A 24837-nucleotide genomic window follows, 5' to 3' on the forward strand; every position below is an offset into this window, starting at 1 on the left:
GGGCCGCCGTCACCGTGGTATTCAGACAGTATCAGATGGTATGCAAGTGTTATGCGGACGATATCAGGCGGCGGCCTTCGCCTGTAGTTCCTGTAGATCGCAGTAGTCGCGGTAGCTGGTGATCTTTCCGTCGTCGTCGAGTGTCAGGACACCGGCGACGGGGATCGAGACGACGAGGTTGCCGTCGGCGTCCTTGACGTCGTCGACCCGCTCGGTCCAGACGACGTCGCCGGTCTGCCCGATCCGCTTTATGTGAACCTGTATGGTCGCCAGGTTGTACCCGGCCCGGAACTGCTCGAGTAAGGCGATGGCCTCCGCCGGGCCGTGAGTCTCGGGGACGGTGGGGGCGGCGAGCCAGGGCGTGTCGGCGGTGAAGGTGTCGGTGAACGAGGCGAGAAGCTCCTCGTAGCTGACGCTCCAGCGCTTGAAGAAGTTCTCGACGGCGGTGATGTGGCTCATTCTTGACTGACTCCTGGTTCTCGAAGAGGGTGGCCGGTCTCCGAGGGAGAGCATTTCACGGTCGAGACCCGGATGCCCACATGGGACATGCGCTCATGACGGTGAGCGGTGGACGCGGTAGGCGCCGTCGCCGCGGTCAGATCGCCGCGACCGGATCCAGCGGCCCACCAGGAGACGGCAGGCGGTAGACGGACACGTGGGACCGGGATTCGGCGGTGAACTCGGCCCCGCGCCAGTCGGTGTGTCCGGACTCCAGCTCGAACCCGGCCAGCTCGGCCATGAGGTCAAGCTCGGCCGGCCATATATAACGGTGCCGGCTACGGACCAGCCGAGCCCGCCCGCTCCCGTCGAGTCCGGCTCACCGGGCCACGGGCCAAACGGGGCCTCTGTCTGCCACGGCCTGGTCACCGAGCCTATAGGCGATCCCGGGCGACGACGCCCCACGGCCGGGGCACCACGTACAAGCTGTTCCAGACCAGGTTCCTCCCGGTCGAGCGGATCCAGGCGGTGGCCGGATCCGCGGCGCTGGCCGACCCCTGGCTCCTCCCGGTCGAGCGGATCCGGCGCCTCACCGAACGCACCACCATCACCACCACGACCAGCCCCGCCGGCCGCACCATCACCCTGCTGCACGCCTGACACGGCCCCTGGCCGCCGATCCTGTCGGCCGGCCGGCGGACCTTCCATGTGGCATGATCAGCCATTATTGTTTTGATGTCCAACTATCGGCCATCCAAGCAGATATGCCCGAGCCTGGACGTCTGCGCTGGGTGCCCGAGCCTGGATGTCACGGGCCCGGAGTGGACGGGAGGGCCGAAGGCGACGTCGCTGCCGAAGGGGGAACGCCGTGCCGTCAGATTCCCTGCGCATACCTGGCTGGCTGCACTTCCTGGCGGTGGGTTTCCCCAGCCCCAACGTGATCGCGACCAGTGACGGATCCCGCGTGATCTTCGACTCCGGGTTCGGCAGCGACACCTCGCGCATCGAGGACACGCTGGCCACGGCCGGCGGCCCCATCCTCGACCCGCCCGCCACCTTCGCGGCGGCGCACGCACGGTACGAGCGCATGCGCGCGGACCCGCAGCGCGCCGGCTGGCACGCCTGCAAGCGCATCTTCGCGTTCGCCCTGATGATCCGTGACGGCATCCCGCTGGACGACGTCGACATCTATCTGACCCGGCAGCCGTGGCTCGTCGACCATGCGAGCAAGGTGTTCGACACGGATGCCGAGACGCTGGCGGCCGACCTGCTCGCGGAGATGCGGCGTACCGGCGCGGTCGAGGAACGCGGCGGGCGGCTGCGCGCCCGCACGCCACACCGCCCTCCCGCGCCGGGCTGGCTGCCGGGTTCTCCCCGGCGGGACTGGCTACACGAGTTCACCCCGCCTGGGGTGAGGCCGGCAGGGTGATGGTCAGCGGCTCGAACGGCTCGCCCATGGAGTACACGTTGTTGAACAGCCCGGCGCCCTCGGCCAGCAGCCGCACGTCCTCGGCCTCCCAGGTCCGCAGGCCGGACGGTGCCGCGCCGGGCCGCGGGACGAACCGCACCAGGGGAATCCTCGGCTTCGTCCCGGGCTCGGACGGGTCGACGACGTTCAGCTCGGCCTGCGTGCCGCGCAGCACCACGTGCGGGTCGGCGATCCGCACGTACAGCAGCCCGAAATGGCCCTGGAAACGGACGTCGCCACGGAACGCCCAGAAACCGTCGACGCCCTCGGGCGCCGTGGCCGACGGATCCGGCTCGAAGACGAACTCGTCGTTCTCGACGGACCGCGCGCCGTCGCTGGCGCTGCCCTGGCCGTCGGGCATCCGGGCGATGTAGGTGAGGAAGGTCGCCTTGATCCCCCACCGCAGGCCGAGCAGGGGCTCCGCCGCGCTCACCGGGCCACCCCGTGGAGCCCGACGCCATGCCGCCCCGACGACGACCTCTCCGTCACGTCCGTCACACGGCCGCCGGCCAGCAGGCCGAGGTACCGCTCGCCGAGGCGGGCGCCGGCGCGGTAGCCGTACCGGGACGGCGGCTCAAGGCTGTCCCTCCCGTCCTCAGGCACAGCGGTCCGACGCGCCGGCGTCGCCGGACGCTCAGCGAGATCACCTAATTCCATGCCCCGGGCTCCCTTCGGCAGTGAGGCTCCAGACGGTACGAAACTGATCAGCAACATCCGACGTCGATCACGGAAAGCAATGTTCCGGACGCGGGGCAGTACCGGCGGTCACCATCGCCTCGACCGCCTCCGCATCCATGCTCCCGGCCAGCACCTCGCGGCTGTCCGCCCGAGGCCCAGACAGGATCGTGGCACCTGTCCGTAGCATCTGCTCACAGTGAGCGTAGCGACCGGGTGGCCACGCGGTACGGCCGCCGGGCCGGATGGCACCGCCGGGGCGGCGGCGCCCGTCAGAACTCCAGTCGGTAGAAGACCGCCATCCTCCTCAGCGCGGGGACCAGCCTCGCCACCCCGGCCAGCAGACGGTATCCATCTGAAAGCTTATCGTAACCATCGATATCGAAAGCGCCGCTGGCTGTCACGCACCGCAGCCGAGGATCGATCGCCTCGAGCTCCGCGCAGCTGTCCATGCCCCACGAGACGGTTGCCCCCGCGGCCCGGATCGCTCTGTTGAACCGCTGCATCCGGATGCCACGCCTGCTGAACCCGTCGAAGACGAACTGGCCGCCGGGGAAATGGCCCACGATCCGTCGGACAAGCGCCTCGCCCTCGTCCTGCCTGAGATACATCGTCAGGCCCTCGGCGACCACCAGCACCGGCAGATCACCAGGCACCCGTGCCAGCCAGGACGGGTCGGTGACGGACGAGCCGACCGTCTCGTACCCCCCACGCGGCGGATACATCTGCCGGCGCAGGTCGATCACGTCGGGATAGTCCACGTCGAACCACCGCACGCCGGGGCCAGGATCGACGCGGTGGACCCGGGTGTCCAGGCCGCAGCCCAGATGCAACACGGTGCTCGCCGGATGCGCGGCGAGGAACTCGCGGGTCCACCCGTCGAGGTGCCGGGCCCGCAGCGCGACGGCGGTGTGCTCGCCGCGCCGCAGCCCCGTCCTGGTGAAGTCGAAATCGATCCGTCGGACGGTTTCCAGCGCCATCGTGTCGTGCAGGACGGAACGGGGCGACTCGGCGTCGAGCGCCCTGCCGTACAACGTCGCGAGCAGCGTGGCCCTCGCACCCGTGAGGTGCAGCTCCGGCACGGGCACCCATGCTACCGGCCGGCCGGGCTGCCGGCCCGAGGGCAACCGCCGGCCCGAGGAGGTGCGGACCGCGCCCCGGGCCCGCAGCGCGTACACGACGTAGCCGACAAGCAGCGCGGCGCCCATGACCCCGCCGTCGCCAGGCAGGTCAGCGACCGGCTGGGCCATATAGCCGGCTGGGCCATATACATAGCCTGGGAAGAGCTACGAGCTCGCGGCACCTGGGGAGGAGACCAGGCCGCGCCCACGGACGAGCTCTGTGCGCGTCCCGCCATCCCCGCGACCGGGCCCCGCTCGAGGCGGTCCCGACACTCGGCGGCAAGCTCCCGGCCCGCCTCCCAGCAAGCAGGGCGGCGGGCCCGACGAGCCCTCGTCACCACCGCGGCCCCGAGCGGGTGCCGGCTCCGGACCCGCCGCCCGTATACCCACGGCCGGTGCACCGACAAGGAATCGGCGATGCGCCCGGTGGCTGCCGGCCGCCGGGCCGCCTGCCACTATCCGGGCTGACGGACAGCTACCGGGAGCGGCCCCCGTGTACAGGCCCCGATGGTGTGTCACACCAGGAACCGATCCCGATACAGCCTGTATTGAAATATCCGTACGTTATGCCCGTATTCCCTTTTTAACGGTGCGCCTGCGTCCCGCCGGCCACCGCCGCGGCGGCTCCGCTCCCGTCGTGCTCGCCGAACAGGCTGAACCAGCCGAACCAGCCGAACCAGCCGAACGGGCCGAACGGGCCGAACGGGCCGAACGGGCCGAACGGGCCGAACGGGCCGAACACCGCCGACCGCACTGTCGCGCCGGCACCAATTCCGCCCGCCACCCGGCCACCTCCGCCGCTCCGCCTGCCGCTCCACCTCCACCGTGGCTGCCCGCTCCGGCGGACAGCGCTGATCCACTGGTGTGTGCCGGCGGAGGCCGCGATGCCGAGACAGCCGTTCCCGAAACCGCCCCGGCCTGGTTCACACCCCGGAACTTCGACGGCTATACGATCTTAACGTAACCGTGATAGCGGTTTTCGTAGCCGTGCGGGCCGGGGTATCCATTGGCCGAATGGCGGCGCCGCCGGTTACGGCGCCCGGCGAAGTCGAACAGGGCGGCGCCGGCCCCGGGATGGGTGACGAAACGGGCGTGGTCGAGGATCTCCCATTCCGGATGGCGAAGAACGGCCCGCCGACCGCATTGTCGTAGCAGCCCCGGCCGTTCCGGCGGAACGTCGTACGCCATGGGCCGCGCACGGTGCGGCGAATTCTCGAAAAAGATACCGGCCGCCCTGGCCGGAGTGGTGGACGGCGGTGTCGCGGAGTCATACCCGCCGTGTCGGCGGCCGGTTGGCCCCGCCGCTCGGCGGTGGGACACAGGAGACGTCCGCGCTCCAGGACCAGGTCCGGCACCGGGGCGGCACGGCCGCGGCCGACGCGGCCAGGAAGCAGGTGAGCGCGCCGGGCCCAGCGGCCGAGGGCTGTCCCGATGGCCCGGCAGGCCCCCCGGCCCGGCCTGCGCATCGGCCGGGCGGCCTGCTTGCAGCCGCTTGCGACCGCAAGCAGGCCGCCCAGGGCACGCCGTAGATCGTCCGCAACGCTACGTGTACCGCGGCGGGGGCGCGGCCGGCCCGCGGAGCCCCCGTCGTCCGCCGGCGGGACCCGGCCGCGCGCGGCGGCCGCGATCTCGGCACCCGAACCCCCTTCCCGGGAAAATCATCCAAAAAGGCGCGATATGACCAAAATGTGACGACTTCATACGCCTCGCGACGAACACACCGCCCGACCACGGCACGCCCAAGATCGACAACGGATCACTTGACAAACAAAGTCCATAGGGCGTCTGTCACCAGGATCGGACACAGCATTGCCATTTCGTTCTGACCGCTGTAAGAACCGTTGTAAGACAGGAACGAAGTGCGTGTGCGCGATCCACTCCGCGGCCGGGCCACGCAGACGCTGAACCGCGCCCAATCCAGGACGGCCTCGATGATTCATTATGTCATCCGCAAGAGTTCACACCCCGGCGGCGGCCGCCTCGGCCCGGCACTCGGCTACGGACGATGAGCGCCCCGGTCGACGAGTTGATGGAGGCGATCCGCCACGGCCCGAAGGGCCCGCACGTGGGTGCGTTCTTCGACTTCGACGGCACCCTCATCGAGGGCTATTCCGCGCGGGCACTCTACGCGCGACGGTTGCGCAGCTTCGATGTCGGCCCGGACGAGCTGCTACGGATCGCGCTGGCCGCCGTGCGCGGGCCGTTGGACGAGGCGGGCTTCACCTCGCTCCTGGAGACCGGTATGCGCGGCTGGGCCGGACGCACCGAGGAGGAGCTGCTCGCCCTCGGCCGTGAGCTGTTCGCGAGCGAGATCGCCGGTTCGCTGTTCCACAGCGCCTGGCGGCTGGTCCGGACCCACCTCAGCCAGGGCCACACCGTGGTGATCGCCACGTCGGCGACCCGTCTACAGGTCCAGCCGATGGCCGATGAGCTGGGCGTCGAGCACGTCCTGTGCACCGAACTGGAGGAGGAGGGCGGCGTCGTCACGGGACGTGTCGCCGGCCGTGCCCTGTGGGGCGACGGGAAGCTCGCCGCGGTGACCGCCTTCGCCGCCGAGTACGGCATCGACCTCGCGATCAGTCACGCGTACGCCAACGGTGACGAGGACGTGCCCTTCCTCGGCGCGGCCGGCTACCCGCATCCGGTGAACCCGCAGCCGGTGCTGGCCGCCGAGGCGCGGCGGCGGGAATGGCCCCCGCTGGAGTTCACCCGCAAGCACAACCAGCTCGACCCGCTGCCCGCCGTACGGACCGCGGCCATGTTCGGCAGCCTGTTCGCCACGGCGGGGGCCGGGATCGTGGCGGGGGTGCTCGCCCGCGACCGGCGCTACGGCGTCGACCTGATGACGTCGCTGTTCGGGGACGTCGCGTCCGTGCTGGGCAACATCCGCGTCGATGTCGTCGGCGAGCACAACGCGTGGTCGCACCGCCCGGCGGTGTTCCTCATCAACCACCAGAGCACGCTGGTCGACTTCGTGGTCACCTCCCGCGTGCTGCGGCGGGGGTTCACCGCGGTGGCCAAGGCGGAGGTGCGGCGGGTGCCAGTGGTGGGCACCCTGTTCGGGCTGGCCGGGGTCGCGTTCGTGGACCGGGGGAACTCGGCGAAGGCGATCTCGGCGCTGGGGCCGGCGGTCGAGATGCTGCACTCCGGCACGTCGGTGGTCATCGCCCCGGAGGGCACCCGGTCGTTCACCCCGCGGGTGGGCACGTTCAAGAAAGGGGCCTTCCACCTGGCCACGGCCGCCGGGGTGCCGATCGTGCCGATCGTCATCCGCAACGCGGGAGAGATCATGTGGCGCAACGCCCGCACGGCCCGGGAGGGCCGGATCGAGGTGGCCGTCCTGCCCCCGATCCCCACCGAGGGCTGGACCCGCGCCGACATCGACGCGGCGGCCGTCCGTGTGCATGACCTCTATGTCGAGACGTTGGATCACTGGCCCGGCACCGTCAGCGCGGAGCCCGCCGAGGACATGACCGGGAGCCTGCGATGATCCACGCCATCGAGACAGCCCGCGACCTGGTGCCCCGGCCCGGTGGGGCGGCCCCCGGCGAGCTGCGGGCAGGCGACCCGCCCGTGGTCGCCGCGCTGCTCACCAGCCCGGGGTTCCTCAGCGCGCTCGACAGCCTGGCCAGGCGGCTCGGCAAGGACGAGCAGGCCGTGCGCGCGGAGGCGGCCGGCTACCTGCGCGAGATGTCCGCGGTGCACGACCCGGTGGTCGCCGGTACGTGGGAGCGCTTCGCGCGCTGGATGGTGCGCGGGTACGACATCCTCACCGACGACAACGCGCTCGCCGAGCTGCGCCGGCTGGACCGGCGCCACTCGCTGATCTTTCTCATCTCGCACCGGTCGTACCTGGACGAGTTCGCCCTGCCTCCGCTGTTGGTGCGGGCCCGCCTCGACCCCCCCTACGGTCTGGCGGGCGCCAACCTGAACTTCTTCCCGCTCGGCACGATCGCCCGCCGGATCGGCATGGTCCACGTCCGGCGGGCCACGGCGGACATCCCCGTCTACCGGCTCGCCCTGCGCTCCTACGTCGGGCACATGGTGGCCGCGGGGGTCAACCTGATGTGGTCGATCGAGGGCGGACGGACGCGGACCGGGAAGCTGCGCCCTCCGCGCCACGGGCTCCTGCGCTACGTCAGCGACGCGGTGGCGTCGTCCGAACTGGCGGACCCGCTCGTCGTGCCGGTCTCCATCATCTACGACCAGCTGCCGTTGCACGAGGTGGCGCGGATGGCCCAGGAGGCGCGCGGCACCGCCAAGCAGCCGGAGGACCTGCGCTGGCTGATCGGGTACGCGCGCGGCCTGAAGGCACGGCTCGGCGGCATCCACATCGACTTCGGCACGCCGATCCCGCTGCGTGAGCGGCTGCAGGCCTACCGCGTCGACGGGGTGGAGGAGGGACAGCTCGTCGAACGGGTCGCGCTGGAGGTGTGCCACCGCATCAACCGCACCACGCCGGTGACCGCGACCGCGGCCGTCTGCGTCGCCATGCTGGGCGCCGACCGGGCGCTGACGCTCGACGAGGTCTGCGCGACGGTGGCCCCACTCGCGCGGTACCTGAGCCGGCGCGGATGGCCGGTCGCCGCCGCGTCCGACCTGACCGACCGCTCGACGGTGCGGCGCACGCTGCAGGACCTTGTCAGCTCGGGCGTGCTGACCTGCTTCGCCGGCGGGCCGGAGACGGTGTGGGGCATGGGCGCCGACCAGCATCTGGTGGCCGCGGTGTACCGCAACAGCGCCGTGCACGTGCTGCTCGTGCGGGCCATCGCCGAGCTGGCGCTGCTCTCGCTCGCCCGGCACAAGGGCGGCACGCTGCGGATGGCCTGGGAGGACGCGCTGGAGCTGCGGGAGCTGCTCAAGTTCGACTTCTTCTTCGCCGCGCGCGCGGAGTTCGCCGAGGAGCTGTGGAGCGAAGTCGCGATCATGGCAGGCGGGGCGCGCCCGGCCGAGATCAGCCCGGCCGACGCCGAGCGCTGGCTGCGCGACGCGGCGCCGCTGGTGGCGCATCTGGTCCTGCGGCCGTTCATCGACGCCTACCGGATCGTCGCCGAGCAGCTGGTGCTCGACGACGACGCCGCCGAGCTCGACGAGGAGCGTTTCCTCGCCGACTGCCTGGACCTCGGCCGGCAGTGGGCGATGCAGCGTCGGGTGGCGAGCGAGGAGTCGGTGTCCGCGGAGATGTTCCGCACGGCGTTGAAGATGGCCCGCCACCGCGGCCTGCTCGAGCCCGGCGCGAGCCCGCACGAGCTGGTGACCCGGCGGCGCGCGCTCGCGGTCCAGCTCGACCGCGTCCTGCACGACGTGCAGGAGATCGCGGTACTGGGCGCGACGTCCGCGGTGGTACCGCCCGAGCCGAGGGCATCGCAGGAGATCACGACGCTGGGCATGACGCGCACGGTGGTGGCGCCCGAGCCGCAGCCATCGCTACGGAGCGTTTCCGACGGGATCGGAGGCTGATGTGGGATACCTACGTCGTAGAGCGCCGCGGATCGCTGTCATCGGGGCCGGGTCCTGGGGCACCACGGTGGCCGCGATCCTCTCCCGCAGCGCGACGACCACGATCTGGGCCCGGTCGTCCGACGTAGTGAACGATATCGAGAAGAACCAGCGCAACAGCCGCTACACCGGCGACGCGGTCCTCCCCGACGCCCTGCACGCGACGACATCGCTGGAAGAGGCGGTGGTCGACGCGGACACGATCGTGATGGGGGTGCCCTCGCACGGGTTCAGTACGATCCTGGAGCAGGCCGCGCCGTACGCCCGGCCGTGGGTGCCGGTGGTCAGCCTGGTCAAGGGGCTCGAGCAGGAGACCGACCGGCGGATGACCGAGATCGTCGCTGACGTCCTGCCCGGGCATCCCGCGGGTGTGCTCGCCGGGCCGAACATCGCCAGGGAGATTCTCGACGGCTACGCGGCCGCGGCGACGCTCGCGATGCCGGACATGAACGCCGCCGCCCAGCTGGCCGACCTGTTCCGCACGTCCCGCTTCCGGATCTACTCCACCACCGACGTCATCGGGGCCGAGCTGTGCGGGCCGCTGAAGAACGTCTTCGCCATCGCCGCGGGCATGGGCGACGGCGCCGGCGCCGGCCACAACACCAAGGCGATGGTGATCACCCGGGCGGTGCGGGAGATGACGCTGCTCGGCGAGGCGATGGGCGGCGAGCCCGTCACGTTCTACGGCCTGGCGGGCACCGGAGACCTCATCGTGACCTGCACGAGCCCACTCAGCCGCAACCGGCGCGTCGGCGAGGCGCTCGGCCGGGGCCAGACGATCGCCCAGGCGATGGCCGGGATGAAACAGGTGGCCGAGGGGGTACGTAGCGCTAGCGTCGTCATGCGGCTCGCGGCCGGGGCAGGCGTCGAGCTGCCGATCGCACGCGAGGTCGACGCTGTGGTCAACCATGGCTCGACGGCCCGCGACGCCTATCGCGGGCTGCTGAAACAGGCCCCTGGCCACGAGGTGAGGGGGACGAGCTGGTGAAGCTGAAGGGTGAGTCATGGTAAATACGAAGTGGGGAATCGTGGCGGCCACGGGCGGTGCCGTCTCCGCGGCGCTGCTGCGGAGACGGCTGTCCCAGGCGGTGCGTGACCAGGAGCCACCGCAGCTCCCCGCGCCCCGGTACCGCGCCGGATCAGGATCGCCCCTGCTGCTGCTGCACGGTGTCGGTGGTACGTGGCGCGCCTGGGACCCGGTGCTGCCGCTGGTGGAGCCGCACCACGACGTCCTCGCCCCGACCCTGCTGGGCCACGGCGGCGGGGAGCCACTCCCGCCCGGCGTCCCGGTCACGCTCGACGTGCTCGTCGACGGGGTGGAGGCCGAGCTCGACCGGGCCGGCTGGGGCCGCGCGCACATCGTCGGCAACTCCCTCGGCGGCTGGATCGCCATCGAGCTGGCCCGCCGCGGCCGCGCCAGCTCACTGGTGCTGTTCAGCCCGGCCGGGGCGTGGACCTCACAACGCCGGATCGCCGCGGTGGCACTGGGTATCCGCCTGTCCGTGGCCACGCTGGCACGCTACTCGGCGTACGCGGACCTGATCGCGGGCAACCCGTTGCTGCGCCGCCTGCTCCTGGCGACGCAGGTGGCACACCCCGAGCGGGTCGACCCGCAGGCGGTGGCCCTGACCATCCGGGCCAGCGCCCACGCCCCCGCCGTCGACCCGCTCCTACGCACCCTGCCGCGCTCCTACCTCCAGCCGCTGCCCGCCGACCATGACTACCCGATACGGGTCGTGTGGGCGCAGCCGGACCGTGTCATCCCCTTCGAGCACTTCGGCGTGCCGATACTGGAACGGCTGCCGGAGGCCGGGCTGATCCATCAGCCGGGCATCGGTCACGTCCCGATGTACGACGAGCCCGCCACGATCGCCGGGCAGATCCTCGAGGTCGCCGCCGGCGTGGACCAGCCGAGACCGAAGACCGTCCCCGTGGACCAGACGAGCTCCCTGGACCAGACGAGGGTGCCGGCCGGACCCAAGGGAGCGGCCCTGTGACCGGCCACAGCCCCCCGGGCCTCGGCGCCGCCCGCTCGAGCTGGGGCGGCCCGGCGGACATGAGCTGGTGGGAAGCGCTGATGTGGCGTGCGGAGGGCGACCTGCGCACCCGCTCCACCGGGGTTCTGGTCGAGATCCTCGACCGGGCCCCGGAGTGGGAGCGTCTGCGTGCGGCCCACGAGCGGCTCACCCTGCGGGTGCCTCGCTTACGCGAGCGGGTGATCGATCCGCTGCTGCCGCTCGTGCCTCCGGCGTGGTCGCCGGACCCGCACTTCGACCTCGACTACCACCTCCAGCGGATCCGGGTGCCCGGCGACGGCTCCAACAGTGAGCTGTTCGAGCTCGCCGCCGCCGCGGCGGCCCGGCCGCTCGACCCGAACCGGCCGCCGTGGGAGGCGACACTCGTCACCGGCCTGCGCGACGGCCGCGCCGGTTACCTGCTGAAGCTGCACCACAGCCTGACCGACGGGCTCGGGCTGATCCAGCTGCTCAGCCTCACCCACGGGCGCGGCCCCGAGCGGGAGGAGCCCGACACAAGCCCGCTCCCGCCACCGCGGCCGGTGGAGACACCCGTCTCGCTGCTGGCCGGGCGGCTGCCGGGCGTCCTGGCCGGGGCCGCGGGCTCGGTGGCCCGGGGCGCCGTGCGGACGCTCGGACGGGTCGCCGCCGACCCGGTCGGCACGGCCGTCGACACGGTCCGCTTCGGGGCGTCGCTGCGCCGCGTACTGGCCCCGCCCGACGTCGAGCGGTCGCCCGTGCTGAACGACGACGGCACCGGCTACCGGCTGATCGCCCACGACGTGCCGCTCGAACGGCTCAAGGCGGCGGGACGGGCCGCGGGCGGCACCGTCAACGACGCGTTCCTGGCCGCGCTGCTGGGCGCGTTCCGCCGGTTCCACGAGCACCACGACGTCGTCGTCGACCAGATACCGATCGGCATGCCGGTGAGCCTGCGCACCGACAACGACCCGATGGGCGGCAACCGGTTCGCCGGGGCCCGGTTCGCCGTCCCGGTGGGCGATCCCGACCCCCGGGTACGGATCGCCGCGATCCGCGCCGCCGTGGCGACGGCCCGCACCGAGCCCGCGATCGGGTTCCTCGACCTCATCGCGCCGGTGCTCGGACGGCTCCCCCGCGCCCTGCTGATCGAGATCGCGGGCAGCATGACCACCGTCTCGGACCTGCAGGCCTCCAACCTCGCCGGCATCGGGCGCAGCCTCTACCTGGCCGGCGCCCGCGTGCTGCGGGTCTACCCGATGGGCCCACGGCCGGGAGTGGCCGCGATGGTGACCATGCTGTCCTACGAGGGCACCTGCTGTGTGGGGATCAACGCCAACCCCGACGTGATCGACGACGAGAAGGTCTTCGCGTCATATCTGCGCGACGGCTTCGACGAGGTGCTGGACCTGGCCTACGAGCTGTGAGGGCCCGCGGGATGTGCGGGCCCGCAGGCGCTGACCCGCGGGATGGATGCCGCCGGCCCCGTCCGGTGCCGGCGGCATCCGCCGTGTCACCGGACGGGCAGGGCCTCCCGCACGAAGGCGACGACGTCGTCGAGAACCTCGTCCGAGTTCGTCTCGTTGAAGATCTCGTGCAGGGCTCCCGGGTACACCTTCTGCCGCAGGTCCGAGCCGCCGATGTGCTCGAACGCCGTGCGGGTCTCGGCGAGCGGGGCCAGCGGGTCGAGCTCGCCGTGTATCCACAGCGTGGGCAGGTCCCCGAGGCCCGGGCCGGCCGCGATCGTGGCGACGACGTCCTTGAGGGTCTGCAGTGACTCACGGTGGAACGGGCCGTGGTAGATCAGCGGGTCCGCCGCGTAGGCCGCGCCGACCGCGGGATCGCGGGAGAGCGCGGCCGGATCGAGCGGAACGTCCGGAATCGGGTCCAGGTCGAGGAGGGCGAAGATCGCCGGGTTACCGCCGATCACCGGGCCGGAGAGCACCAGCACGTCCACCGGGCCGGCGGCGCGCTGCACGTACCGTACCGAGACGATGCCGCCCAGCGAATGGCCGACGAGGACCACCGGCAGGCCGGGGTGCTCCGCCGTGGCGTGCTTCGCGACCGTGCCCAGGTCGGTGACGATGTCCTCGAGCAGCTCGACGTGCCCGCGCTCGCCATCGGAACGGCCGTGCCCGATGTGGTCGGGCGCGTACACCGCGCCGCCGGCGTCGCTGAGCCTGCGCGCCACGTGGTCGTAGCGGCCCGCGTGCTCGGCGTACCCGTGGGCCAGCAGCACGACGAACGACGGGTCCTGCGCGCTCCAGTGGTGCAGCGCGAGCGCGCCGTGGCTGCCCGCGAGAGTGGTGATCGTGTCAGAGCTGGTCATGCCGTTGCCTCCTCGCGGCGCGCGAGCTCGCGCGGCCGGAACGTCTGTCTTCTGCCGTCTCTTCCGCCGATGGCGGTCATGGGCGGTTCGCCAGCCAGCCCAGCCGGCCCGGGGAGCCCGGGGGACGCCGGCCCGGCCGGCTGCCATCCGTGCGCCGTTCCCCGGTGGCCGTCGCGAAGCGGCTGAAGGGCGTCATCTCCCGTGACGTCCGCGGAGATCATGTCAACCCTCCGCGGCAGTGCGTCCGAGACGCGACAGAGCCTCACGCGGGAGTGAGCCCCCGGTCACCCGCTGATTGACCATAGAACGATATAACCAGAAATTCAATTGATCAAAAAGTGATGGAGCCAAAAAATCATAAGTCAACCAGTTCGCCGTGAGCGGCCCCGGCTCTCGCGAGATCCATGAGACGAAGGTAACAGCGGGCGCCCGCGGCAGCCGCCAGCCGCGGCCGACGGGTGATCCGTCACCCAGGAGCACCGGCCGCCGCCGGTCAGCCGGTGCGCGGAGGGAACGCGATCCCGTCCGACACGGTCCATACGGCGAGGACGATGGCGGCGACGGCCAGCAGCGGTATGACCACCCGCTCCTCGGCCCTGCCGCCCGTCCGGGGGATCAGGGGGATCTCCATCCGCCGGCCGACCGGCCAGAACAGAGGGCAGCCGCGCGGGGTCAGGCAGTCCCCGGCCAGGTGGGCGAGACATCCCAGCGCCACCGCGTAGCCGGCGAAGCTCATGTCGAGGCCGTGCATGAGGAAGACCGCGAGCCCGGCGACCACGCAGTCGATGACGGAGGACAGGCGCCCCTGCCGCTCGAAGTCCAGCCCGAGGCCGCGCAGCCCGAAGCCGACGAGGACGAACAGCGCGGCCCACCAGGCGTACTCGGCGTGGACGGCCAGCAGGCTCATGAGCACGCCCATGGCGAGCGCGAACAGGATCGAGTGGGTGGCGTGCCGGTGGCCGCCGCTGGCCCGGCCGATCCACCTGCACATCGTGCGGGTGACCGGGCCGAAGGTGTTGGCGATCCGGCCGCTGGGATGGTCGATGTCGGGCAGCAGCGCCGCGCCCGCGGACACCACCGCGCCGGCGGCCAGCTGGGCCGTGGACAGGGAGCCGGTGTGCAGGCCCAGCAACCGCTGCGAGCCCAGCCACTCCCCCCGGGACAGCGCGGGTGCGGCGGCCAGCCAGACCACCGCCCCGCTCAGCACGTGCGTCCGCCCCATCATGGAATGTCAACCTCGGTGATCGGCACCGACGGACTATAAACCGTCCCCTCGTCGATCTTCACAGCCCCCGGCCGGAACCGCGCCGCGGGCGGCCGCGCGGCACCGGCTCGGGCAGCAACGGCTTCGCCACGACATCCACCCGCATACCGAGCGGGACGGTCAGGGTGCCGGTGGTGCCGGCGTGGCGCGCGGCGGTGATGCTCTCCGGTGGCGGACGCGGCGCCCTGTCCGGCCAGCCGGGCCGGACACCCGGCGCTGGCAGGAATCGACAGTGAGGAACGCAAGCGTCGCAGCACCTGGCAGCGACGCTGTCCGGCCGGCCAGGGCGGCGTCGGACTGGCGGACGTTGCCCCATCCCCGAGGAGCTGCGGAAGCAGAACTGGTCCCCCGGGCCGTACGACCAGGGACTCATCGACGCGCTGCGGGCCAAGCTGGCGGCCGACCACCCGTCGGTGACGAACCTTCAGAGCACCGGTAGAGCACCGGTCAAGTAGCGCGGATCCCATCCACGACCACCCGTACAGGCCGAGATCACACAGCAGCTCACCCAGCCCGGACGCCATCTGGCGAAGATCCTCCGGGCTGTTCGGAGCGTCCGGCTGGCCGGCCGGGTCGAGGTCGATGACCATGCGGAACACCCCGCCCCGTACATCCGTGCCCTGATTCCGCGCCTCTCCGCACCTCTCCGTAATTTCCGTAAAACTGTCATTTGTAAAACTGGCATTTGCCTATCAGGCGGACGCGGCGGTTTGGCCGTCCGGCTGTCTGGAACTGGGTTACCGAGGGCCTCGGCTTCCACGACAGCCCGGAAGGGCAGCGGAGGAAGATACGGTGAACGGTGAGCTGATCTCTTTGTGGCGCGGACGTTCAGGTGGGCCGCCATCCCGACGGGGCGGGCGCACCGTGGCCTGGCCCGCCCGCCAGCCGGCCGAACCCACGGCCCGGGCGCCGCGGGTGGTGGTGGTCGGCAGCGGGTTCGCGGGTTTCGGGGTGCTGCGGCACCTGGAACACCACCTACCGGCGGACGCGGCCGACCTCGTACTCGTATCGCCAGTCGACCACCTTCTGTACACGTCGCTGTTGCCGCAGGTGAGCGCCGGTGAGGTGGAGCCCCGGCATGTCGCGGTCGCGACCAGGGCCGCGCTGCGGCGGACCACCCTGCTGCTCGGCCATGTCGTCGACGCCGGCCTGGCGGGCCGGACGGTGACGATCCGCCGGGCCGACGGGTCGCGGACGACGCTGGGCTGGGACCGGCTCGTGCTGGCGCCCGGCGCGGTGACCCGCACCCTGGACATCCCGGGGCTGGCCGACCACGCGCTCGGCCTGAAGAACCTGGCCGAGGCCGTCTACCTGCGTGACCATGTGCTGCGCCAGCTGGAGCAGGCCGACGCCTGCGCCGACGCGGACCGGCGCCGGGCGCGATGCACCTTCGTGGTCGTCGGCGCCGGCTACACCGGGACCGAACTGGCCGCGCAGATGACGCGGTTCACCCGCCGAGCGGTCGGCGCCTACCCGCGCCTCTCCCCCGACGACATCCGCTGGATCCTGCTGGACCTGGCGCCCCGGGTGCTGCCCGAGCTGCCGCCCGCCCTGGCCGCCCGGTCCATGGACCTGCTCGCCGCGCGGCAGGTCGACGTCCGGCTGGGAACGTCCGTGTCGGACGTGGCGGCGGACCGGGCCCGGCTCACCGACGGTGACACAATCCGGACCCACACGGTGGTCTGGTGCGCCGGGATCACCCCCAGCCCGCTGATCTCCGCCCTTGGCCTGCCCACCTCGCGGGGCCGGCTGGTCGTCGACAGCGAGTTCCAGGTGCCCGACGCCGACGGCGTGTTCGCGCTCGGTGACGCCGCCGCGGTCCCGGACACCACCCGTGACGGCCAGCCCGCCGGGCAGACCGCGCAGCACGCGGTCCGCGAGGCGGCGGGGGCCGCCCGTGCCGTCGCGGCCTCCCTCGGCCACGGCAGCGCCCGGCCCTACCGGCACCGTGACCTCGGCTTCGTCGTCGACCTCGGCGGTGCCGCCGCGGTCGCCAACCCGCTCGGCGTCACCCTGTCCGGCCTGCCCGCCGCCGCGCTGGCCCGCGGCTACCACCTGTACGCCCTGCCGGGACGGACCAACACGATCCGGGTCGCGGCCGACTGGCTCCTCGACGTGATCGCCCCCCGGCAGATCGTCCAGCTCGGGTTCCTGCCCCCGGAGAAGTCGTCGATCAACGCGGCCGAACAGACCGACATCTACCCCACCCGCTGAGACCCGCTCCCGGGACGACGCGGTCCGCCGGCATCGGTGAGGGCCGTGGAGCGCGGCGAGTGCTCCGGAGCGCGCCGTTCACCGGCCTCGGCCCGGGACCCCGCTCAGCCGTGTCGAGTCATCCCGACAGCTCGGCCCATTCCGGGTGCCATTCCCACCAGCCGGTATCCCATCGATGGGCCCAGGTGTGCAGGATCCGATCCTCACGATCGCGGAGTACCAGTTCCAGATGCCCGAGCCAGCGGGAGGACGCGTCCACCGCCACGTAGTCGCCGGCGGGCGCGGGCGTGAGCGGACCGGTGTGCATACCCCCAGCGCGCAGTTCCACGCCCTCGCCGGTCAGCACGACCACCGCGTCGTCGGGCAGCAGGGCGAATCCGCGGACGGGTGGGTGTTCCGCGGGCAGCGGCCGGTACCAGGAGCGGGTGTAGAGCCCCGGGCTGCGCCAGAGGACGCCTCGGCCGTCGAGCGCGCCGACACCGGCGGCACCCGTCGCCGCCCGGACCGTGACAAGGCCCTCGGGCAGGTCTGGCAGTGCCCACCAGTCCGACCAGCCGCCGTGGGCGTTCCACGGCCTGCACCAGGCCCGGCCCTGGTTGTCGACCGCAAGCAGGCAGTGCTGAGCCCATGGCGCGTTCGTGGCGGCCAGGTCGACGACGGTCACGCCGTCCGCCGGGGCAGGCCACGGCTGCCAGGCCGACCAGTCCTCGACGGGCGCGTAGGTCTCGCGGTCGACCGCGAGGCTGCGCACCCAGATCCGGCCCTCGTGATCGAGCAGCCAGAGGTGCTGCTCGAACTCCCGGGGGCTGCCCACCGCGATCGCCCGCACGGCGCACGGCGCGGCCATCCCGTGCCAGTCGCTCCACCCCTGGACAATCCAACGGTGCCGCAGACCATCCTGGCGGCCCGCCGTGAACACCTCAAGATGGCTGTTCCCGAAACTGCTGCACGCCAGGCCGGACCAACGCACCAGGTCGGTCCCTTCCTCCGCCGCGCGGTGCGCCAGCGCCCGCAGCCGCAGCGCCGTCGCCGCCGCTCTCGGGCGTAGCGCCGGATCTGTCGACAGCAGCTCCCGGAGCAGGACGACCAGCTCGTGATCTGCCTCGCCCCTTCTCAGTTCCGCGACGATCCGTTCGGCGAGCACGGCGGCGTCCGGTTCCGGGGAGCCGTCGGGACGGCGCGGTAACCGGCCGAGCAGGCACTCGCCAAGGACGACACCGAGTGACCACATGTCGTCTTCCCGGCGCACGCTCCCGTGGCCCTCGGCGGCAAGCCGTTGCGGCGACATGTACGCCTGTGTCCCGCCCTGGTCGCGTCCCCTGCCGCCGGCCAGGACGGAGGTTGCGTTGAAGTCCGCGACCTTCCAGATCCCACGGCAGCGCACGATGTTCCCGGGTTTGAGATCGGCGTGGACGAGGCCCCGCGCGTGGATGTGGTCGAGTGCCTCGGCCACGCCGCCCAGCATCTCGGCGACCTCGCCGACCGTCATCCGCCGCAGCCGCTCGCTGGCCAGCCGGCTGGCCAGCGAGACGTCACCCATTTCCATCACCTGGGCCACGCCGCCGTCGTAGAGCCCGTCCTCGACGAGGAACGCGTCGACATAGGCGACCACATACGGACATCCCAGCAGCTGCTCCTGAACCTGGATCTCCTCCAGCGCCCGGCGCTGCCGCTCGCCGTCGCCCACCGCCTTGTAGATCTTTATGGCCCGCTGGACGCCAGCCATCCCCGCGCGCTCCCGCCAGGCAGGCAGAACCTCCGCGAACGCTCCGCTGCCCAGCGGAGCGGAGGTGTCGACCAGCCACTCCCCCACCCTGACCGCCCTCATGGGCCAAGAGCCTAGATCGCCGCCCAGGCCGCCCCGCGCCCCACCCGGCCCGCCCGGATCCGGATCCGGATCCGGGACGAGCGTTTCCGGCGCTGCGACGCCCGGAGTCACCGGCCCGCCCACCTCTCCCGCGAGAGGACAACGGAAGGGCAGCGGAAGAGGGCGGGATCAGGGGAAGATCGCGCCGGGGTTGAGGATGCCGAGTGGGTCGAGGGCCTGTTTGATCCGCAGTGACAGGTCGAGGGCGTCACCGCCGACCTGGTCGGCCAGCCACGCCTTCTTCAGCCGGCCCACCCCGTGCTCGCCGGTGATCGTGCCGTCGAGGCGGATCGCCAGGTCCATCACCTCGCCGAACGCGAGCTGTGCCCGGGCGGCCGCGGCGGCGTCGGCGGGATCGAAGACGATCAGCGGGTGGGTGTTGCCGTCGCCGGCGTGGGCGATCAGCGCGATCGTCACGGCGCGGGCGGCGGCGATCGCCTCGATGCCCGCGACCAGTTCGGGCAGCCTGGGCAGCGGCACACCGACGTCCTCCAGCAGGACGGTGCCGCGACGTTCGACCGCCGGGATGACGCCGCGGCGGGCGACGACGAACGCCTCGCCTTCCGCCGGGTCGTCGGTGGCCAGCACCTCGGTCGCGCCGTGCGCCTGGCACGCCTCGGCCATGCTCCTCATCTCGAGCTCGGCGGCAAGGTAGCGGCTGTCCGACCGGGCGAGGAGCATCGCGGCCGCGTCGCGGTCGAGCCCCATGTGGAGCATGTCCTCCACGGCGTTGATCGACACCTGGTCCATGTACTCGAGCATCGCCGGCCGCAGGGCAGCGGTGATCGCCAGGACGGCGGCCGTCGCCTGCCGGGTGCTGGCGAACGTGGCGACCAGGGTGCTCGACGGCGGCTGGGCCGGCAGGAGACGCAGCGTCACCTCCGTGATGATCCCGAGGGTTCCCTCGCTGCCGACGAACAGCTTGGTCAGGGACAGGCCGGCGACGTCCTTCAGCCGCGGGCCGCCGAGGCGCACCGCCGTCCCGTCGCTCAGCACGACCTCGAGCCCGAGTACGTAGTCGGTGGTGACGCCGTACTTGACGCAGCACAGACCGCCGGCGTTCGTCGCCACGTTGCCGCCGATCGAGCAGATCTCGAAGGACGACGGGTCAGGGGGGTACCACAGCCCGTGGGCGGCGGCAGCGGCCTTCACCTCGGTGTTGAGCAGGCCCGGCTGCACGACCGCCATCCGGGTGCGGGGACTGACCTCGATCGCCCGCATCCGCTCGGTCGACAGCACGATGCCACCGTCGACGGCGGTCGCGCCGCCCGAAAGGCCGGTGCCGGCGCCGCGCGGGACGACCGGCACCCGGTGGCGCGCCGCCCAGCGCAGGGCCGCCTGCACATGCTCGGTCGACTCGGCGCGCACGGCGGCGAGCGGCATGCCCGCCGCCGGGTCCGCGGCCCGGTCGCGACGGTACTTCTCCAGCAGGTCGGGATCGGTGACGACGACGCCGGCGGGCAGCGCGTCGACCAGTTCGGCGAGCGTCACGTCCACAGCACCTCCCGGGCCGCCGCACCCTGGCTGGCCGCACCCTGACTGGCCGCACCCTGGGTTGACTCCACCGCGGCGAGGGTCAGCCGGTCGGGACGGCGGTGAGCGCCTTCACCTCGCGCCGCCGGCGGTGGAGGATCAGCTCGGTGTAACCGTTCGGCTGCCGGGCCCCTTCGAAGATCAGCTCAGCCGCGCTCCGGAAGGCGATGCTGGAGTCGAGGTCCGGCGTCATCGGCCGGTAGCTGGCGTCCCGGGCGTTCTGCTGGTCGACGACGACCGCCATCCGGGCGAGGCTCCCGCGGACCTGCTCGGGCGTGATGACCCCGTGACGCAGCCAGTTCGCCATCAGCTGGCTGGAGATGCGCAGCGTGGCGCGGTCCTCCATCAGCGCGACGTCGTGTATGTCGGGCACCTTGGAGCAGCCGATCCCCTGGTCTATCCAGCGGACGACGTAGCCGAGTATCGACTGGATGTTGTTGTCGACCTCCCGCTGGCGGTCCGTCTCGCTCCAGTGCGACGGGTCGCCGACGGGAATGCGCAGGATGTCACGGACGTCGGCCCGGCTACGGCCCGCGATCTCCTCCTGGCGGGCGGCGACGTCGACCCGGTGGTAGTGCAGCGCGTGCAGCGTCGCCGCGGTCGGCGAGGGCACCCAGGCCGTCGACGCCCCGGCAAGAGGCTGCGCGATCTTCTGCTCGAGCAGGTCGGCCATCAGGTCGGGCATCGCCCACATGCCCTTGCCGATCTGGGCGCGGCCGCGCAGGCCGGCGGCGAGCCCGACGTCGACGTTGTGGTCCTCGTAGGCGGCGATCCAGCGCTGCCTCTTCATGTCGGCCTTGCGGACCACGGGACCGGCCTCGAAGGAGGTGTGGATCTCGTCGCCCGAGCGGTCCAGGAAGCCGGTGTTGACGAACACGATCCGCTCGCGGGCCGCGTGGATCGACGCGGCGAGGTTCACCGTCGTGCGGCGCTCCTCGTCCATGAGACCGATTTTGATCGTGTTGGGCGGCAGTTCGAGCAGCCGCTCGACCCGGCCGAACAGCGCGACGGTGAACGCCACCTCGTCGGGGCCGTGCAGCTTCGGCTTGACGATGTAGACCGACCCGGTCCGGCTGCCCGGCCGCTCGGCGTCCGCGCGCAGGCCGGGCAGGGCGGCGAGCGAGGTGACGACCGCGTCGAGGAGGCCCTCGAACACCTCCTCGCCCGCGCCGTCGAGAACCGCGTCCGTGGTCATCAGGAGCCCGACGTTGCGGACCAGCAGCAGCGCCCGTCCGGGCAGCCGGAGCTCGCCCGCGCCGTCGGGGGCGGTGAAGACGCGGTCGGGCGCGAGGGCCCGGGTGAACGACGAGCCGTCCTTGACGACCTCGGCGGCGAGATCGCCACGGTTGAGCGCCAGCCAGTTGCGGTAGGCGGCCACCTTGTCCTCGGCGTCCACCGCCGCGACCGAGTCCTCGAAGTCCACGATCGTGGTGACGGCGGCCTCGAGGACGACGTCCTGCACTCCGGCGGGGTCGCCGGCGCCGATCGTCCCCGCCCGGTCGACGCGGATCTCGACGTGCAGCCGGTGGTGGACGAGCAGGACGCGCTCGGGCGCCTGCGGCGGACCGGTGTACCCGCGCAACCGCGCGGGGTCGGCCAGTGACGTCGTCGCGCCGGAGAGCAGCGTCACCACCAGCTCTCCGGCGCTGACGGTGTAGCCGGCCGCCTCGGCGTGGCTGCCCGCCCGCAGCGGCGCCACCTCGTCGAGGAACGCCCGCGCGTAGGCGATGACCTTCGCCCCCCGCACCGGGTTGTAGGGGCCGGAGCGCGCGGCCCCGCTGTCCTCGGCGATCGCGTCGGTGCCGTAGAGGGCGTCGTAGAGAGAGCCCCACCGGGCGTTCGCCGCGTTGAGCGCGAAGCGCGCGTTGAGCACCGGCACCACGAGCTGGGGGCCGGCGACGGCGGCGATCTCGTCGTCGACACCGCCGGTCGAGATCTGGAACTCGCCCGGGCCGGGCCGCAGGTAGCCGATCTCGGTGAGGAGGTCGTGATAGGCGTCGGCGTCGTGCGGACGCCCGGCGTTGGCGCGGTGCCAGGCGTCGATCCGGTGCTGTAGCCGGTCCCGCTCGGCGAGCAGCGCCCGGTTGGTGGGGGTCAGGTCCGTGACGATCTCCTCGACGCCCCGCCAGAACCGCCCGGCGTCCAGCCCCGAGCCGGCGAGGGCCTCGGACGTGACGAAGTCGTACAGGATGGTCGCCACCTGGAGTGTTCCCACCCGGGTGCGGTCGGTCATGAGGTGCCGCCTTTCGCGTCGTCAGGGGCAGAACCAGGAGCGGAGGCAGGGGCGGGATCAGGGGCGGGGCGGAACCGGGGGCCGAACCGGGGCTGAACCGGGGAAGGACCGCGCCGGGGCCGAGGATGCCGAGCGGGCCGGGACCGGCGACGACGGCACCAGCGGGCGGCGCGTCGACCAGCTCGGCGAACGTCACGTCCACGGCACCTCCCGGCCGCCGGTCATCAGTGGCCACCGGGTCCGGAGGATCTATGGTGACACGACCGAAGTCATGAAAGAACCTACCGGCCGTGACATCCCCGTGCCGGCCACATCACGGCCCCATTCCGGAACCCGTCAACCTGTTCGAGGCAAAATCCTGCAGGAATTATCGAGCTGGTTGTTCCGTCCTGATGCCGGGCTGGTGCGGGGGCCCGTACCGGCTGGCTGGCCCGGGCGCGTGCGGGCACCTGCGGGCCCGGCCGTCCGCCGGGCTGCTCACCCGAGGCCGCCCGGCCGTTGCCGGCCACATCTCACCAGGCTGTCAGCCCCCCGCCACGGCCGCCGCCATCCCCGCCTTGGCGATCTCCGGGTTGCCGAGGTCCTCGTGCCGACTCTACGGCTCGCACTCACAGCGGGCCGGAAGCTCACCGCGGAGAACCTTCAGGCACGCTGAACTCGCGGCGCTCAGCACGCGTCAACCGGGGCGTCGACCGGGAAGCCCGCGGATGCGAGAAGCCCCCGCACGAGGGAGGATTGTGCACGGGTGCCACAGACGAGTCACGGACCGTGGCCCCGATGCGCAACACAATCTTGGGAGGAGCAGATGTCCGTTCATGAAGCAGCGGAACGGAAGGGCGTCGACAACACCGCCGTCCGCCCGTTTCAGATCGGTTTTCCGGAGGCGGAGCTCGCCGAGCTGCGCAGGCGCATAAACGCGACCAGGTGGCCCGAACGCGAGACGGTCACCGACGACTCGCAGGGCGTGCCGCTCGCGACGGTGCAGGAGCTCGCGCGCTACTGGGGGACGGACTACGACTGGCGCAGGTGCGAGGCGAGACTGAACGCCCTGCCGAACTTCATGACCGAGATCGACGGGCTTGACATTCATTTCATTCACGTCCGCTCCCCGCACGAGAACGCCCTGCCACTGATCGTCACACACGGGTGGCCCGGCTCGGTCATCGAACAGCTGAAGATCATCGAGCCGCTTACCAATCCCACCGCATATGGCGCGAGCGGGGCGGACGCGTTCCATCTGGTGATTCCCTCGTTGCCGGGCTATGGGTTCTCGGGCAAGCCGGCCACCACCGGGTGGAATCCCGCCCGTATCGCACGTGCCTGGGTGGTGCTGATGAAGCGCCTCGGATACACCCGGTTCGTGGCGCAGGGCGGCGACTGGGGCGCGGCTGTCACGCAGGCGATGGGTGAACAGGCAGCTCCGGAGCTGCTCGGCATTCACTCCAACATGGCCGGTACCGCTCCAGCCGGTCTCGCAAAGGCGTTCCAGCGCGGCGACCCGCCGCCATCGGGCCTCTCGGCCGAGGAGAACCGCGCCTACGAGCAGCTGAGGAACTTCTACGCGACGCACGCGGCCTACGCGCTCCTCATGGCGACCCGCCCGCAGACGTTGTACGGGCTGGCGGACTCACCCGTCGATCTGGCGGCGTTTGTTCTTGACCACGGCGACGGCACCGGCCAGCCCGGGCTCGTAGAACAGGTCGTTCAGGGGCACTCGCCGGGCGACCTTACACGGGACGACATCCTCGACAACATCACGCTCTACTGGCTGACGAACACCGGGGTCTCCTCGGCTCGTCTCTACTGGGAGAACAAGGCGGACTTCTTCGACGCCAAGAACATCTCCGTCCCGTTTGCTATAAGCGTCTTTCCCGACGAGTTCTACCAGCCGCCGCGGAGCTGGGCGGAGCGCGCGTACCCCCACAACCTCGTCCATTACAACAGGCTCGGCCGGGGCGGCCACTTCGCGGCCTGGGAACAGCCGCGACTCTTTTCAGAAGAGGTCCGCTTCGGCTTCCGTCCGGTGCGCAAGGAGGCGGCGTAGGAGCAGCCGCACACAGCCCGGACACACCGGTCGTCCGCAGCGGCCAGTCGCGAGGAACTCATCATCCCCCACCCCGGTTCCCCGCCACCATCGCCGCCCTCACCACCGTCCGGGCTGCCGGGATGCCCACCGGGGCCGCTCCGCCGTCGTCCGCGAGG

20 protein-coding genes and 1 pseudogene are annotated in these 24837 nt (G+C 71.8%); 9 read left to right on the forward strand and 12 right to left on the reverse strand.

Translation table 11 applies throughout. From position 1 onward, the window contains the following. Positions 1 to 63 precede the first annotated feature (63 nt). Positions 64 to 459 (reverse strand): limonene-1,2-epoxide hydrolase family protein, encoded by a 396-nt coding sequence (locus NBX02_RS12885; RefSeq protein ID WP_250282372.1) that lies wholly within the window; start codon positions 457 to 459, stop codon positions 64 to 66. 136 nt (positions 460 to 595) lie between these two features. After that, positions 596 to 808, reverse strand: a pseudogene (locus NBX02_RS12890) (SAM-dependent methyltransferase); the annotation flags it as partial. Positions 809 to 966: 158 nt separating this feature from the next. On the opposite strand from NBX02_RS12890, the gene NBX02_RS23155 reads away from it, so the two are divergent. After that, on the forward strand, positions 967 to 1098 hold the full coding sequence (locus NBX02_RS23155) for a hypothetical protein (RefSeq protein WP_445548405.1): 132 nt from the start codon (positions 967 to 969) through the stop codon (positions 1096 to 1098). Between the two features lie 208 nt (positions 1099 to 1306). Then, positions 1307 to 1867: a hypothetical protein gene (locus NBX02_RS12895; RefSeq protein WP_250282368.1), complete on the forward strand. Its 561-nt coding sequence runs from the start codon at positions 1307 to 1309 to the stop codon at positions 1865 to 1867. Here the strand turns inward: NBX02_RS12895 and NBX02_RS12900 are convergent. The 5 genes from NBX02_RS12900 to NBX02_RS12920 all read right to left on the reverse strand — a co-directional run bounded on the left by NBX02_RS12900 (position 1836) and on the right by NBX02_RS12920 (position 4890). Continuing rightward, complete coding sequence (locus NBX02_RS12900) at positions 1836 to 2339, reverse strand: HtaA domain-containing protein (protein WP_250282366.1); 504 nt, start codon at positions 2337 to 2339, stop codon at positions 1836 to 1838. The two genes, NBX02_RS12895 and NBX02_RS12900, sit on opposite strands and share 32 nt — an antisense overlap. Then, positions 2336 to 2509: a hypothetical protein gene (locus NBX02_RS12905; RefSeq protein ID WP_250282364.1), complete on the reverse strand. Its 174-nt coding sequence runs from the start codon at positions 2507 to 2509 to the stop codon at positions 2336 to 2338. The genes NBX02_RS12900 and NBX02_RS12905 overlap by 4 nt, the downstream gene beginning before the upstream one ends. 344 nt (positions 2510 to 2853) lie before the next feature. Further along, positions 2854 to 3669, reverse strand: a complete 816-nt coding sequence (locus NBX02_RS12910; protein ID WP_445548408.1) for a class I SAM-dependent methyltransferase — start codon at positions 3667 to 3669, stop codon at positions 2854 to 2856. Between the two features lie 616 nt (positions 3670 to 4285). Continuing rightward, a complete protein-coding gene (locus NBX02_RS12915) occupies positions 4286 to 4486 on the reverse strand; it encodes a hypothetical protein (protein ID WP_250282360.1) in 201 nt (66 codons plus the stop codon). A gap of 161 nt (positions 4487 to 4647) precedes the next feature. Next, on the reverse strand, positions 4648 to 4890 hold the full coding sequence (locus tag NBX02_RS12920) for a hypothetical protein (protein WP_250282358.1): 243 nt from the start codon (positions 4888 to 4890) through the stop codon (positions 4648 to 4650). A gap of 817 nt (positions 4891 to 5707) precedes the next feature. Between NBX02_RS12920 and NBX02_RS12925 the strand changes: the two genes are divergently transcribed. From NBX02_RS12925 to NBX02_RS12945, 5 genes are read left to right on the forward strand one after another with little or no spacing between them, the layout of a single operon-like run. Then, positions 5708 to 7192, forward strand: a complete 1485-nt coding sequence (locus tag NBX02_RS12925; RefSeq protein WP_250282356.1) for an HAD-IB family hydrolase — start codon at positions 5708 to 5710, stop codon at positions 7190 to 7192. Beyond that, a complete protein-coding gene (locus tag NBX02_RS12930) occupies positions 7189 to 9162 on the forward strand; it encodes a lysophospholipid acyltransferase (RefSeq protein WP_250282354.1) in 1974 nt (657 codons plus the stop codon). The genes NBX02_RS12925 and NBX02_RS12930 overlap by 4 nt, the downstream gene beginning before the upstream one ends. 1 nt (position 9163) lies before the next feature. Further along, complete coding sequence (locus NBX02_RS12935; protein WP_250282353.1) at positions 9164 to 10189, forward strand: NAD(P)H-dependent glycerol-3-phosphate dehydrogenase; 1026 nt, start codon at positions 9164 to 9166, stop codon at positions 10187 to 10189. A 16-nt stretch (positions 10190 to 10205) separates the two neighbouring features. Continuing rightward, complete coding sequence (locus tag NBX02_RS12940) at positions 10206 to 11198, forward strand: alpha/beta fold hydrolase (protein WP_250282350.1); 993 nt, start codon at positions 10206 to 10208, stop codon at positions 11196 to 11198. Continuing rightward, the gene (locus NBX02_RS12945; protein ID WP_250282348.1) at positions 11195 to 12622 is read left to right on the forward strand and encodes a wax ester/triacylglycerol synthase domain-containing protein; all 1428 of its coding nucleotides are present in this window, start codon (positions 11195 to 11197) and stop codon (positions 12620 to 12622) included. Before NBX02_RS12940 ends, NBX02_RS12945 begins: the two co-directional genes overlap by 4 nt. 86 nt (positions 12623 to 12708) lie before the next feature. On the opposite strand, the gene NBX02_RS12950 is transcribed toward NBX02_RS12945, so the two are convergent. Both NBX02_RS12950 and NBX02_RS12955 read right to left on the reverse strand, forming a co-directional pair. Next, on the reverse strand, positions 12709 to 13524 hold the full coding sequence (locus NBX02_RS12950) for an alpha/beta hydrolase (protein ID WP_250282346.1): 816 nt from the start codon (positions 13522 to 13524) through the stop codon (positions 12709 to 12711). A gap of 493 nt (positions 13525 to 14017) precedes the next feature. Further along, positions 14018 to 14749 carry a metal-dependent hydrolase gene (locus NBX02_RS12955; protein WP_445548406.1) on the reverse strand — a complete coding sequence of 244 codons (732 nt, stop codon included), beginning with the start codon at positions 14747 to 14749 and terminating at the stop codon, positions 14018 to 14020. Between the two features lie 903 nt (positions 14750 to 15652). On the opposite strand from NBX02_RS12955, the gene NBX02_RS12960 reads away from it, so the two are divergent. After that, positions 15653 to 17002, forward strand: coding sequence for an FAD-dependent oxidoreductase (locus NBX02_RS12960; RefSeq protein WP_250282376.1), 1350 nt, complete (start codon positions 15653 to 15655; stop codon positions 17000 to 17002). Positions 17003 to 17120: 118 nt separating this feature from the next. Here NBX02_RS12960 and NBX02_RS12965 read toward each other — a convergent pair whose 3' ends face one another. From NBX02_RS12965 to NBX02_RS12975, 3 genes are all read right to left on the reverse strand, one after another. Beyond that, the gene (locus NBX02_RS12965) at positions 17121 to 18830 is read right to left on the reverse strand and encodes a protein kinase domain-containing protein (RefSeq protein ID WP_250291505.1); all 1710 of its coding nucleotides are present in this window, start codon (positions 18828 to 18830) and stop codon (positions 17121 to 17123) included. Between the two features lie 168 nt (positions 18831 to 18998). After that, a complete protein-coding gene (locus tag NBX02_RS12970; RefSeq protein WP_250282340.1) occupies positions 18999 to 20366 on the reverse strand; it encodes an FAD-linked oxidase C-terminal domain-containing protein in 1368 nt (455 codons plus the stop codon). Between the two features lie 79 nt (positions 20367 to 20445). Beyond that, positions 20446 to 22635 (reverse strand): malate synthase G, encoded by a 2190-nt coding sequence (locus NBX02_RS12975; protein ID WP_250291507.1) that lies wholly within the window; start codon positions 22633 to 22635, stop codon positions 20446 to 20448. A gap of 745 nt (positions 22636 to 23380) precedes the next feature. Between NBX02_RS12975 and NBX02_RS12980 the strand changes: the two genes are divergently transcribed. Then, complete coding sequence (locus tag NBX02_RS12980; RefSeq protein WP_445548407.1) at positions 23381 to 24679, forward strand: epoxide hydrolase family protein; 1299 nt, start codon at positions 23381 to 23383, stop codon at positions 24677 to 24679. The last annotated feature ends 158 nt before the right edge of the window (positions 24680 to 24837 follow it).

The sequence above is a fragment of the Protofrankia sp. CiP1_Cm_nod1 genome (assembly GCF_920888515.1).
Classification (GTDB): domain Bacteria; phylum Actinomycetota; class Actinomycetes; order Frankiales; family Frankiaceae; genus Protofrankia.

Coding starts and splice junctions, on each gene's coding strand:
- NBX02_RS12885 (WP_250282372.1), bottom strand. CDS start 459: ATGAGCCACATCACCGCCGTCGAGAACTTCTTCAAGCGCTGGAGCGTC.
- NBX02_RS12920 (WP_250282358.1), bottom strand. CDS start 4,890: ATGGCGTACGACGTTCCGCCGGAACGGCCGGGGCTGCTACGACAATGC.
- NBX02_RS12925 (WP_250282356.1), top strand. CDS start 5,708: ATGAGCGCCCCGGTCGACGAGTTGATGGAGGCGATCCGCCACGGCCCG.
- NBX02_RS12930 (WP_250282354.1), top strand. CDS start 7,189: ATGATCCACGCCATCGAGACAGCCCGCGACCTGGTGCCCCGGCCCGGT.
- NBX02_RS12940 (WP_250282350.1), top strand. CDS start 10,206: ATGGTAAATACGAAGTGGGGAATCGTGGCGGCCACGGGCGGTGCCGTC.
- NBX02_RS12950 (WP_250282346.1), bottom strand. CDS start 13,524: ATGACCAGCTCTGACACGATCACCACTCTCGCGGGCAGCCACGGCGCG.
- NBX02_RS12955 (WP_445548406.1), bottom strand. CDS start 14,749: ATGATGGGGCGGACGCACGTGCTGAGCGGGGCGGTGGTCTGGCTGGCC.
- NBX02_RS12965 (WP_250291505.1), bottom strand. CDS start 18,830: ATGAGGGCGGTCAGGGTGGGGGAGTGGCTGGTCGACACCTCCGCTCCG.
- NBX02_RS12975 (WP_250291507.1), bottom strand. CDS start 22,635: ATGACCGACCGCACCCGGGTGGGAACACTCCAGGTGGCGACCATCCTG.